The sequence below is a fragment of the Nocardia wallacei genome, assembly GCF_029869545.1.
Classification (GTDB): domain Bacteria; phylum Actinomycetota; class Actinomycetes; order Mycobacteriales; family Mycobacteriaceae; genus Nocardia; species Nocardia wallacei_A.
The window spans coordinates 1-12,630 of sequence record NZ_JARWQD010000290.1 but is presented as its reverse complement, the minus strand read 5'-3'; the positions used below and the strand labels follow the sequence as shown (position 1 = coordinate 12,630).

Genomic DNA, 12,630 nt, shown 5'->3' with positions numbered 1-12,630 from the left:
AGCCACCGCGGTCGCGGTGGGCACGCAGAGGAGATGACCGACATGAGTGAACAGAACACCCGGGCCCGGGACGCCGAACTGGCCGCGCTGCAACGGCTGATCGGTACGTGGAAGGTCACCGGCGGCGCGGAGGGCACCGTCACCTACCGCTGGATGACCGGCGAGCACTTCCTGATCCAGGACATCGAACTGGAGCAGTACGGCGAGCGGATCGAGGGCATCGAGGTGATCGGGCGAGAGCGCCCCTTCGGCGCCGACGAGCCCAGCGCCGACATCAAGAGCCGCTTCTACGGCAACAAGGGCGACACCTTGGACTACGTCTACGAGATGAACGGTGACGAACTCACCATCTGGGGTGGTGAGAAGGGCTCACCGGCGTACTTCCGAGGATCGTTCGACGACAACGACACGGTCATGGCCGGAGCCTGGGTATATCCCGGCGGCGGTGGCTACGACTCGGTCATGACCCGCATCGTGTGAGCCGCGCCGCCGCCGGGGTTGTCGGGCGGATGGGCTATCCGCGGGCTGGCCCTGTCCTAGTAGTCCGGCGGTGGCTTACCCGCTGGCTCGCCCTGCTCGAGTGGTCGGCTTGCTAGGGTTCGGCGGTGGTTCTCGGGCGTGTGGAGGAGCTGGCGCGGATCGAGCGCCTGCTGGCGGACGTCCGAGCGGGGGCCGGGGGTGCGCTGGTGATCCGGGGTGAGGCCGGGATCGGTAAGACCGCACTGCTCGATCACGCCGAGACGGCGGCGGCGGATCTGCGGCTGTTGCGCGGCGTGGGAATCGAATCGGAGATCGAGGTCCCGTTCGCCGGTCTGCATCTGCTGCTCCACCCGCATCTGGACCGCATCGACGCCCTGCCCGAACCGCAGGCGCAGGCCCTGCGCGCGGCCTTCGGCCTGACCGACGCCGGTGGCGGCGAGCGGTTCCTGATCGGCGCCGCCACCCTCTCCCTGCTGTCGGAGCTGGCCGGCGACGGACCGCTGGCCTGTCTGATCGACGATGCCCACTGGTTCGACCCGGCCTCCCTGGACGCGCTGCTGTTCGCTGCCCGCCGACTGCGGCAGGAACCGCTGGCCATGCTGTTCACCGTGCGCGAGGGCGCCGGGCACTTCCCGGCGGCCGCGCTCGATACGGTGACCCTGCCCGCCCTGGACCGCGCCAGCGCGACGGCCCTGCTCGACCGGCGCGCGAACGATCTGGCCGGTCCGACGCGCGCGCGGATCCTCGCGGAAGCACGCGGAAACCCGCTCGCCATCATCGAATTCACCGCCGCGCTCACCGGCAGGGAACACGGCGGCGCCTGGTCGCTGCCCGTCGAACCGCTGCCCGTGGCGGGGCAGGTCCAAGACGCGTACCGCGCCCGGATCGCCGAACTCCCGCAACCGGCACAGCGGCTGCTGGTCCTGGCGGCGGCCGACGACACCGCGGATCCGGCGATCGTCGCCCACGCCGGCGAACGGCTCGGGCTGAGTGCGGCCGATCTGGAGCCCGCCGAGCAGGCCGCCCTGATCGAATTGTCCACTCGCGGAATCGCTTTCCGGCACCCGCTCATTCGCGCCGCCGCCTACCGGGGCGCCCCGAGCGGCTGGCGGATCGCCGCGCATCAGGCCCTGGCCGATACGCTCACCGAGGACCGCTATGCCGACCGTCGCGCGTGGCATCTGGCCGCCGCCGCCACGAAGCCGGACGAAACCGCCGCGGCCGCATTGGAATCGGCAGCCCGGGACGCCGCCCAGCGGGGTGGGCTGTACGCCGTCGCGGCCGCGCTCGAGCGCAGTGCCGCGCTGAGCCCGGACCCGGACCGCGCCAGCCGACGGCTCGTGGGCGCCGCCCGCGCCGCCTACGATGCCGGTGCGCTCGACCGGGCGGCCGAATATGCCTCGGCCGCAGCGGATCTCACCGGCGACGAGTCGATCCTCGCGCAGGCCGCGTGGTTGCGGGCGCAGGTCGCCTACGAACGGGAATCACCCGCGGCGGCCGCCGCATTGATGCTGGACGGAGTCGGGCCGATCATCGAATCCCGTCCGGCACAAGCCGTTTCGATGCTGACCGATGCGATCGGATGCGCCAAGGACGGCGGCGCGCCCGATCTGGTGCGCCGCGCGGCCAGGGACCTCGCCCGCGTGCCGCTCGAGGCCGATTCCGAACTGCGGCCGGTGGTGGCCGGGATGATCGGTCTGGGTGAGTTTTTCGACGGCCGCACCGAGCGGGGCATCACCGGCATGCGCGCGCTGGTGTCGGCGGTCCGGGACGGGCGCGCATCCGGCATGGTCGAGCGCGTGCTGGCCGGATACCTCGCGCTCATCATCGACGACCGGGCCGCGACCGAGGTGCTGGAGGCGATGGTCGCCGATGCCCGCCGGTCGGGTGCGCTGGGCTGGCTGCCCTACGCGCAGGAGCCGCTGGCCATCGCGTACCTGCTGCGCGGTCGCTTCCGTGACGCGGAAACCGCTGTGGCCGAGGCACTGTCGGTATCCGCGGACCTCGGGCAGCACACCCAGGCGGCCATCATGACCGCCATCCCGGCCTGGCTGGCCGCCGTCGCCGGTGACGCCGAAGGATGCCGCGCCCACGCCGAAACCATGCTGCGCCAACGGGACCGGCATCCCACCAACGCCGCCCTGGCCACCTGGGCGCTGGGTCTGCTCGACCTCGGGCAGGGACGGTTCGAGGCGGCCGCGGACCACCTCGAGGCCGTCTGCGCCGGACCGGCCCGGCGGGACTTCCTGATTCGTGCCATCCCCGATCAGGTGGAATCGGCGGTTCGCAGCGGCCGGGCCGAGCAGGCGGCGCGGTATCTGCCCGCCCTTACCGACTGGGCCGACCACACCGGGCAGCCGTACGCGACCGCGCTGGTGCACCGCTGCCATGCGCTGGTCGGCGACGATGACGAAAACCATTACGAGACAGCACTTCTCCAGCACGCCGAGGCCGAGCACGGGTTCGATCACGCCCGGACCGCGCTGCTGTACGGCGAATGGCTGCGGCGGCAGCGGCGCCGCGCCGACGCCCATGCCCGACTGACCGAGGCGCTGCACGCGTTCGAGCGGCTGGGCACCGACGCCTGGGCCGGACGGGCCCGCGCCGAACTGGCCGCCCTCGGTGACCGCCCCGTCGCCCGTCCGCACGATCACGACCCGGCCGCCCGGCTCACCCCCCAGGAACTTCAGGTCGTCCGCCTCGCCGCGGCCGGGCTCAGCAACCGCGACATCGCCGCCCAGCTGTTCCTCAGCCCCCGCACGGTCGGCCATCATCTGTACCGCGCCTATCCGAAGCTCGGCATCACCAAACGCACCGAACTCGGCCGGTTCACCCTCTGATCACCCCGGCGCACCGGTTCGCCGAGCGATTGCTCGCCCCGACATGGTGCTCGAATCTCTGTCACCCTGATCGCGGGCCGCACACGCGGCACCGAACACCCAGGAGTGACATCATGATTCGTAAATTCATCACCACCGCAGCCGTCGCCGCCGCCATGATCGGCGCCGGTGCCGGTATCTCCGAGGCCGCGGCGCCCGAGCCCGCCGCCGCACAGCCGGTCGCCGCCGGGCAGACCCAGGCCGTTCCCGGACAGGTGGCGGGCGGTGTCGTCGGCGGAGCCGTCGGCACGGTCGCCGGTGCGGGTCTCGGCGCGGTGGCGGGCGGCGCCACCGGATGCGTCGCGACGACTGTCGCCTGCCCGGTGGGCACGGTCGCCGGTATCGCCGTCGGCGCGGGCATCGGCGCCGTGACGGGCGGCGCCGTCGGTGCCGCGGTGGGCGCGGGCGTCGGCGGGGGCGTCGGCGCCCAGATCCCCGCCTGATACGCCGCGAGTGCCCGGGGCCCACAGCGGGCCTCGGGCACCGGCGCGAGCGAAAGGTTATCTGTGTTTGAGCGTTCGACGGTGCGGGTAATGGTGTAAGTGCCAGCGGCGTCGCTGGCCCCACGCGTGGTGCCCCCGGCAGGAATCGAACCTGCGACCTAGGGATTAGAAGGCCCTTGCTCTATCCAACTGAGCTACGGAGGCATTGCAGGCACCACACACCATGCCGCGTTCGCCGCATGGTGTCCAGCGGGTTCAGTATAGCGAGCGTCCAGAAGGGGGCTCGGGCGCCGACGGGCAACCCGCGGGCATGTCAGCAGCGTCACAGCGGCCGATGTGGAGGTCGGGGCGGGGCGGCCGGGGGTGCGGAATCGAACTAGGCTGGGCCGCATGTCGTCACCGCTGGACCCGTCCGCCGAAGCTGATCCCCGGGCCGTCCGGTCGGAATCGGCGGCGATGTTCCCGGTGCTGACGACGGTCGCGACGGCGCTGGCCGCGCTGGTCGCGCCGCTGGTGGTGAGCCTGTCCGCAGCTCAGGCGCTGACGCTGCTCGGAATCCCCGATCCTGGGCCGCTGACCACCTACGGTCTGCCGGTGGTCCGCGCGGTCGCCGATCTGTGCGCGGCATTGGCGATCGGCTCGCTGTTGTTCGCGGCATTCCTCACGCCGCCGCAGCGTAGTGGACTGCTCGACGTGGCCGGGTATCGGGCGCTGCATCGGGCCGGGATCGCGGCGCTGGTGTGGGCCGGGGCCGCGCTGCTGCTGGTGCCGCTGACGCTGTCGGACACCACCGGGCAACCCGTGCGCAGCGTCCTGCGGCCGGAACAGGTCTGGCATTCCATCGCCCAGGTCGAGGTGGCGGGATCGTGGCGGGCGACGGCCTTCATGGCGGTGGCGCTGGCGATCGGATGCCGGTTGGCGCTGCGCTGGGGCTGGACGCCGCCGCTGTTCGGCTGGGCCGTGCTGTGCCTGCTGCCGGTCGCGCTCACCGGGCATTCCTCCTCCGGCGGATCCCACGATGTCGCCACCAACAGCCTGATCCTGCACCTGGTGGCGATGGCGCTGTGGGTGGGCGGGCTGTTCGCGGTGCTCGCGCACGCCGTGCGCGCGGGTGCCCACACCGGGCTGGCGGCGCGGCGGTTCTCGCTGGTGGCGACCGGTGCGTTCGGCGTCGTCGCGGTGAGCGGTGTGATCAACGCGTGGGTGCGGGTGCCGTGGGCCGACCTGTTCACGACCACTTACGGGCAGCTGGTGATCGCCAAGACCGTCGCGCTGTGCGCCCTCGGCGTGATCGGATTCGTGCAGCGGCGCAAGGCGGTCCCGGCGCTGCAGGCCGATCCGGGTGACCGCGCCGCGCTGATCCGCTACGCCGGGGTGGAGGCGCTGATCTTCGCCGCCACCGTCGGGCTCGCCGTCGGCCTGGGCCGCACGCCGCCGCCGGACCTGAAGACCATTCCGTCCCCGGCCGAGGTGGAACTCGGATACGACCTGGCCGGGCCGCCGACGGCCGCGCGGATCCTGTTCGACTGGCGCTTCGACCTGATCTTCGGAACCCTGGCCATCGTGCTTGCTGTGCTGTATCTCGCCGGGGTGCGGCGGCTGCGCGCCCGCGGCGACACCTGGCCGATCGGCCGCACCGCCGCGTGGCTGTGTGGGTGCGCGACATTGCTTTTCGCCACCAGCTCGGGGGTGGGCCGGTACGCGCCGGGCATGTTCAGCGTGCATATGGCCCAGCACATGCTGCTGTCGATGCTGGCGCCGATCCTGTTCGCCCTCGGCGGCCCGATCCTGCTGGCGCTGCGGGCATTACCCGCCGCGGGCCGCGACACCCCGCCCGGGCCGCGCGAATGGATCCTGGCCGCCGTGCACAATCCGGTGTCGCGGTTCATGACCCAGCCCGCGGTGGCCACGGCGTTCTTCGTCGTCGGCTTCTACGCGCTGTATCTGGGCGGCATCTTCGGCGCGGTGCTCGACTCGCACGGCGCCCACCTGGCGATGAACGTGCACTTCCTGCTGTCGGGCTACCTGTTCTACTGGGTGGTGCTCGGCATCGATCCCAAGCCCCGGCAGGTGCAGCCGCTGACCAAGGTCGGCATGGTGTTCGGCTCGCTGCCCTTCCACGCCTTCTTCGGCGTCGCGCTGATGAGCATGACGACCGTGCTCGGCGCCTGGTTCTACCGATCGCTCGGCCTGGGCTGGAATACCGATCTGCTCGGTGATCAGCGCACCGGCGGCGGTCTGGCCTGGGCCAGCGGCGAGATTCCACTGGTGCTGGTGATGCTGGCACTGCTGATCCAGTGGTCGCGCAGCGACGACCGGATGGCCAAGCGGCTCGACCGCGCCGCCGAGCGCGACCACGACGCCGACCTCGCCGCCCACAACGCCATGTTCGCCGAGCTGGCGCGGCGGGACCGGGAGGTCAAGCCGTGACCGACGCACCCGCGACGCGAAAGGTGAAGCGGCTGTACCGGTCCGACGTGCGGACCGCCCGGCTGCGCCTGGGCCGCCGGATCCGCGTCACGCCGGTGTTCCACACCGAGGTGACCGGACCGCACGGACCGGTGAAGGTGACCTTCAAGCTCGAATATCTGCAGCACGGCGGCACCTTCAAGGTGCGGGGCAGCCTCAACGCGCTGCTGGATGTCCGCGGCGACGAGCGCGGGGTGGTCATCGCCTCGGGCGGCAACGCCGGGATCGCCGCGGCGCTGGCGTGCGCCGTGCAGAGCCGCCCGTGCACGGTGGTGGTGCCCGAGTCCGCGCCGCACACCAAGGTGGCCGCGATGTGGGCCTACGGCGCCGAAGTGCTGTGGCACGGAACGACTTACGCCGAGGCCAAGGGCTACGCCGACGCGCTGGTCGCCGAGCGCGGGGCGCTGCAGCTGCACGCCTACGACCTGCCCGCCGTGGTGGCCGGGGCCGGTGTGGTGGGTCTGGAGATCGAGCGGCAGGTGCGCGGTCGGCCGCCGGTGCTGGTCGCGGTCGGCGGGGGGGGTCTGGCGGCCGGGATCGCGGCGGCGCTGGGGCCGCGCGGGCGGGTGGTCGGTGTCGAGCCGAAGGGCGCGCCGACGCTGCACGCCGCGCTGTCCGCGGGGCGTCCGGTGGACGTGCACGTCAACAGCATCGCCGCGGATGCGCTGGGCGCGACCAGGGTCGGCGATATCGCCCTCGAGCTCGCCACTCGCTATCGGGTGGGCTCGGTGCTGGTGACCGACGATGCGATCGCGATGGCGCGCGAGTACCTGTGGCGCGAGTTCCGGATCGTGGTGGAACCCGCGGGTGCGGTGGCGCTGGCGGCGATCCAGAGCGGGGCGTATGTGCCGGAGCCGGGGGAGCGGCCGGTGATCGTGCTGTGCGGGGCCAATACCGACCTGACGACGCTCTAGCTGAAACACTCGATATTCACAGTGCGGAAATCCATCCCCAGAACCGGATTCGGCCTTTTCCGGCGGGCGCCGATCGATCAGGCTGGACCTGTCCTCGTAGCGAGGGCGGGGGCCGAATCACCAAGGGGAGGAATCATGTACGAGGCGAACACCGCCGTCATCGGTACCGTCGTCACGCATCCGGTGCGGCGCAGCCTGCCAGGCGGGGAACAGGTGGTCACCTTCCGGATGGCGAGCAACGCCCGGCGGTTCGACCGCGACCGCGGCGAGTGGGTCGACAACGGCAGCCTGTTCATCACGATCAACTGCTGGCGGCGCCTGGTGGAGGGCGTGGACGCCTCGCTGCGCCGCGGCGACCCGATCGTCGCCTACGGCCAGCTGCGGACCAACGAGTACCGCACCAAGGACGGCGCCCAGCGGCAGGACCTGGAGATGCGGGCCAGCGCGCTCGGCCCGGACCTGGGCCGCTGCACGGCGACGGTGGTGCGCCGCCGATCCGGGAACTCCGCGGAGCCCCCGGCCGTTGATTCTGCGGCTGACGGTGGGCTTGTCGAGCCCGATGTCGGGCAGCCGCTCGCCGCCGCTCCGGCCGATCCGGGGTGACGCGGAGCCGTCGCCGCCGCGGCCGCCGGAATCGGCCTCAAACTCGTTGACTACCTGGGGGAATTCGCCAGCCGGGTAAAGCCGATAGCTTCCGAACTACTAGGGTGATGCACATGGCAGAGTTCATTTACCAAATGCGCAAGGTTCGCAAGGCGCACGGAGACAAGGTCGTCCTCGATGACGTGAACTTGAACTTCCTTCCCGGCGCCAAGATCGGCGTGGTCGGTCCGAACGGCGCCGGTAAATCGAGCGTGCTGAAGATCATGGCGGGGCTGGACCAGCCGAACAACGGCGACGCCTGGCTCGCCCCCGGCGCGACCGTCGGCATCCTGCAGCAGGAGCCGCCGCTGAACGAGGAGAAGACGGTCCGCGGCAATGTCGAGGAGGGCCTCGGCGAGATCAAGGTGAAGCTGGACCGCTTCAACGAGATCGCCGAGCTGATGGCCACCGACTACTCCGACGAGCTCATGGAGGAAATGGGCAAGCTGCAGGAGGAGCTCGACCACGCCGACGCCTGGGACCTCGACTCCCAGCTGGAACAGGCGATGGACGCGCTGCGCTGCCCGCCGCCGGAGGAGCCGGTCACCACCCTGTCCGGTGGTGAGCGCCGCCGCGTCGCGCTGTGCAAGCTGCTGCTCAGCAAGCCCGACCTGCTGCTGCTCGACGAGCCCACCAACCACCTCGATGCCGAGTCGGTGCTGTGGCTCGAGCAGTTCCTGGCCCAGTACGCCGGTGCCGTGCTCGCCGTCACCCACGATCGGTACTTCCTCGACAACGTCGCGGGCTGGATCCTCGAGCTCGACCGTGGCCGCACCTACCCCTACGAGGGCAACTACTCCACCTACCTGGAGAAGAAGGCCGAGCGCCTGGAGGTGCAGGGCAAGAAGGACCAGAAGCTGCAGAAGCGGCTGAAGGACGAGCTGGCGTGGGTGCGTTCGGGCGCCAAGGCACGCCAAGCCAAGAACAAGGCCCGCCTCGGCCGGTACGAGGAGATGGCGGCCGAGGCCGAGAAGATGCGCAAGCTGGACTTCGAGGAGATCCAGATTCCGGCCGGTCCGCGCCTGGGCAATGTGGTCGTGGAGGTCGAGCACCTGGACAAGGGCTTCGGCGACCGCCAGCTGATCAAGGACCTGTCGTTCACGTTGCCGCGCAACGGGATCGTCGGCGTCATCGGCCCCAACGGTGTCGGTAAGTCGACGCTGTTCAAGACCATCGTCGGTCTCGAGCAGCCCGACAGCGGCACCGTGAAAATCGGTGACACGGTCAAGCTGAGCTATGTCGACCAGAACCGCGCCGGTATCGATCCGAACAAGACGGTCTGGCAGGTGGTGTCCGAGGGGCTGGACTTCATCCAGGTCGGCAACCAGGAAATGCCTTCGCGCGCTTACGTTTCCGCGTTCGGCTTCAAGGGTCCGGATCAGCAGAAGCCGGCGGGCGTGCTGTCCGGTGGTGAGCGCAACCGCCTGAACCTGGCGCTGACGCTCAAGCAGGGCGGCAACCTGATCCTGCTCGACGAGCCCACCAACGACCTCGACGTCGAGACCCTGTCCTCGCTGGAGAACGCGCTCGAGCAATTCGCGGGTTGTTCGGTGGTCATCTCCCACGACCGCTGGTTCCTGGACCGCACCTGCACGCACATCCTGGCGTGGGAGGGCAACGACGACAACGAGGCATCCTGGTTCTGGTTCGAGGGCAACTTCGAGGCCTACGAGGCCAACAAGGTGGAGCGGCTGGGGCCGGAGGCCGCGCGGCCGCATCGGGTCACCCACCGCAAGCTCACCCGCGATTAGGTCCGCCGATCCGGTTACCCGCGAGTTAGAACCCCGGTTACTCGCGGGTTATCGACAAGCAAACAGTGTGATTCGTCATAGTGGGACGGGCGTCAAATAACAACTGGCGCAACGTCTGTCGCACGCTACCTGGAAATTCGGGCGGCGAGCTGGTGCGGTCGTACCAACCGTGCCGTTCGGACTGCTCGGCGCCGCCGGAGGTTTGGGAGGATTCCTCGGCGGCGCCGCGGGCGTCCAGCTACTCTCGACTCCGGCGTCACTTTGTTGCGGAACCGAATCCGAGGAGTTGGCGAAGAAAATGACGGTCTCGTCCGAAATGTCCAGCGCGGCGTGGGCCGCTGGTTTGCCGGCGCAGCTGCGCGGGGAACTGGCGAACCTCGAGGAGGCGTACTTCCGCCACGTGGACGCCGGCGATGTGGACGTCGCGATCACGGGCGGTTCGAGCCTGGTGTTCCGGCGACACCTCGAGCTGGGCATGCAGCGCCCGCCCGGGCAGGCCCGGGTGCGGGTGTACCACCCGGACGACGGCGCCGGTCTCGGGGCGGCGGTGCAGATGGTCACCGACGATATGCCGCTGCTGGTGGAGTCGGTCACGGCGTATCTCAGCCGGCACGGCGTCAGCATCAGCGAGGTGATCCACCCGATTCTCGAGTCGACCCGCGACGCCGAGGGCGTTCTGGAATCGGTCGTCCCGCACGAGGTCGACGGCAACGGCGGGAATGCCCTGCGGGAGTCCTGGATACACGTACAACTGCACCCGTCGACCAGTCCGGCGCTGCTGGGCGAGCTCGAGACCGGCATCTCCGATGTGCTCACCGATGTCCGTCAGGTCATCGGCGACACCAAGGCCATGCGCGCGGTGCAGGACAGCCTGGCCGAGATGCTCGAGCTGGCGGCCAAGGAGAGCACGCCGCCGTTCTCGCCGACCGACCTCATCGACTGCGCGAACCTGCTGCGCTGGCTGGCCGACGGACACTTCACCGTGCTCGGCTACGCCCGCTACCAGCGTCCCGCGACGGGCGGGGTGCAGGCGAAATCCGTTGTGGACCCGGACAGTTGCCTCGGCGTGCTGCGCCCGGACGTGGGCACCGACTTCCGCGTCCCGGTCGACGGCGGCGACCGGCCGCTGCTGATGCTCACCCAGGGGCTGGTCCCGGCCACCGTGCACCGCTCGGTGTATCCGTATTTCGTCGGCGTCGCCGAATTCGACACCGGCGGCGCGATCACCGGCGAGCATCTGTTCATCGGCGTGTTCACGGTCGCCGCGATGCACGAGAACGTCCTCGACATCCCGGTCATCGAGCGCCGGGTGCGCGCGGTGGTCGAGCAGAGCGGCCACGAACTCGAATCGTATTCGGGGCAGGCGATGCTGGAGGTGATCCAGTCCTTCCCGCGCACCGAGCTGTTCTCCGCCGACGTGGAGACGATGCGGCACACCGCCGGTGCGGTGCTCAATGTCGGCCTGCGGCGGCAGGTGCGGCTGTTCCTGCGCTCGGACTCCTACGGCAGATTCGTGGCCTGCATGGTCTATCTGCCGCGCGACCGCTACACCACCCGCGTCCGGCTCGAGATCCAGGACATTCTGGTCCGCGAGCTGGGCGGCGTCTCCATCGACTATTCCGCGCGTGTCTCCGAAAGCGAGCTCGCCAGCGTGTATTTCACGGTGCGCCTGCCGGAGCCGGGCACGCCGGTGGACGTGTCCGAGCCGAACCGGCTGCGCATCCAGGACCTGCTGGCCGAGGCCAGCCGCACCTGGGACGACCACCTGCGCGACGAGGTGGCGGCCTCGACGGTGCTGGATCCGGCTGTGGTGCAGCGCTATTCGTCCGCGCTGCCGGATGCCTACAAGGAGGATTTCCAGGCCGGGCGCGCCCTTGCCGATATCGTGCGGCTGGAGCGGCTGGCCCCCGGGCAGATCGACCAGCACCTGTACCGGCGGCCCGAATCCGCCCCCGGCTCATGGCGTTTCACCCTCTACATCGGCGGCGGCATCTCGCTGAGCCAGGTGCTGCCGCTGCTGCAGAGCCTGGGCGTGGAGGTGGTCGACGAGCGGCCGTACAAGCTGCAGTTCGAGAACGGCCGCGAGGCGTGGATCTACGACTTCGGCCTGCAGGCCCGGCCCGACCTGTTGCGCGTGTCGCTGGACCGCAACATGGACGCCGAACTGGTGGAGACGTCCGACCGCCTGGACGTGCTCGACGCGCAGGAGCGCGGGCTGCGCGAGCGGTTCACCGCGGCGTTCGACGCGCTGTGGTACGGGCGCGCCGAGGCCGATGCGCTGAACGAGCTGGTGCTGCGCGCGGGCCTGGACTGGCGCACGGTGTCGATCCTGCGGGCGTACTCGAAGTACCTGCAGCAGGCCGACTTTCCCTACAGCCAGGCCAATATCGCCCGGGTGCTGCTGACCTCGCCGAACGCGGCCCGGCTGTTCGTGGACCTGTTCGCGGCGCTGTTCGATCCGGATTCGGCCTCGCCCGACCGCGCCGCCGAACTGCAATCCGCGGTCGCCGAGCGCATCAACGAGGTGGTGAGCCTGGACGCCGACCGCATCCTGCGCGCCATCCTGAGCCTGATGCGGGCGACGCTGCGCACCAACTACTACCGCACCGATGAGCAGGGCGCCGCGCGCGAGTATCTGTCGCTCAAGGTGGAGCCGCGCGAGATCGACGAATTGCCCAAGCCGCGACCGCAATTCGAGATCTTCGTATATTCGCCGCGGGTGGAGGGCGTGCATCTGCGGTTCGGTCCGGTGGCGCGCGGCGGTTTGCGCTGGTCCGACCGCCTCGAGGATTTCCGCACCGAGATCCTGGGCTTGGTGAAGGCGCAGGCGGTGAAGAACGCGGTGATCGTGCCGGTCGGCGCCAAGGGCGGGTTCGTGGTGAAACATCAGCCCGCGCCCACCGGCGATCCCGCCGCGGATCGTCAGGCGTTGCAGGCCGAGGGGGTGGCGTGTTATCGCACGTTCATCTCGGGTTTGTTGGATGTGACCGATAATGTGGATCATGCGACGGGGCAGGTGGTTCCGCCTGCTCGGGTGGTGCGTCGTGATGGT

Annotated in this window: 8 protein-coding genes and 1 tRNA gene; 8 read left to right on the top strand and 1 reads right to left on the bottom strand. The window is 70.2% G+C overall.

Annotated features, from left to right (window positions below; translation table 11 throughout):
- Nucleotides 1-42: 42 nt before the first annotated feature.
- The 3 genes from QH290_RS25360 to QH290_RS25350 all read left to right on the top strand — a co-directional run bounded on the left by QH290_RS25360 (nucleotide 43) and on the right by QH290_RS25350 (nucleotide 3,802).
- Entirely contained in the window at nucleotides 43-480 is a 438-nt protein-coding gene (locus QH290_RS25360) for a hypothetical protein (RefSeq protein WP_280269735.1), read from the top strand.
- Between the two features lie 125 nt (nucleotides 481-605).
- On the top strand, nucleotides 606-3,320 hold the full coding sequence (locus tag QH290_RS25355; protein WP_280385598.1) for a helix-turn-helix transcriptional regulator: 2,715 nt from the start codon (nucleotides 606-608) through the stop codon (nucleotides 3,318-3,320).
- Between the two features lie 113 nt (nucleotides 3,321-3,433).
- Nucleotides 3,434-3,802 carry a hypothetical protein gene (locus QH290_RS25350; RefSeq protein WP_280385596.1) on the top strand — a complete coding sequence of 123 codons (369 nt, stop codon included), beginning with the start codon at nucleotides 3,434-3,436 and terminating at the stop codon, nucleotides 3,800-3,802.
- Between the two features lie 127 nt (nucleotides 3,803-3,929).
- Here the strand turns inward: QH290_RS25350 and QH290_RS25345 are convergent.
- A tRNA-Arg gene (locus QH290_RS25345) sits at nucleotides 3,930-4,006 on the bottom strand.
- A 186-nt stretch (nucleotides 4,007-4,192) separates the two neighbouring features.
- On the opposite strand from QH290_RS25345, the gene QH290_RS25340 reads away from it, so the two are divergent.
- The 5 genes from QH290_RS25340 to QH290_RS25320 form a co-directional block, all read left to right on the top strand.
- Entirely contained in the window at nucleotides 4,193-6,232 is a 2,040-nt protein-coding gene (locus tag QH290_RS25340) for a bifunctional copper resistance protein CopD/cytochrome c oxidase assembly protein (protein WP_280262152.1), read from the top strand.
- A complete protein-coding gene (locus QH290_RS25335; RefSeq protein WP_280262150.1) occupies nucleotides 6,229-7,185 on the top strand; it encodes a threonine/serine dehydratase in 957 nt (318 codons plus the stop codon). Before QH290_RS25340 ends, QH290_RS25335 begins: the two co-directional genes overlap by 4 nt.
- Nucleotides 7,186-7,320: 135 nt before the next feature.
- Nucleotides 7,321-7,788 carry a single-stranded DNA-binding protein gene (ssb, locus tag QH290_RS25330; protein ID WP_280262148.1) on the top strand — a complete coding sequence of 156 codons (468 nt, stop codon included), beginning with the start codon at nucleotides 7,321-7,323 and terminating at the stop codon, nucleotides 7,786-7,788.
- 113 nt (nucleotides 7,789-7,901) lie between these two features.
- Nucleotides 7,902-9,578, top strand: coding sequence for an energy-dependent translational throttle protein EttA (ettA, locus tag QH290_RS25325; RefSeq protein ID WP_280262147.1), 1,677 nt, complete (start codon nucleotides 7,902-7,904; stop codon nucleotides 9,576-9,578).
- Between the two features lie 298 nt (nucleotides 9,579-9,876).
- Nucleotides 9,877-12,630, top strand: a 2,754-nt coding sequence (locus QH290_RS25320) for an NAD-glutamate dehydrogenase domain-containing protein (RefSeq protein WP_280262145.1), incomplete at its 3' end; no start/stop codon positions are given.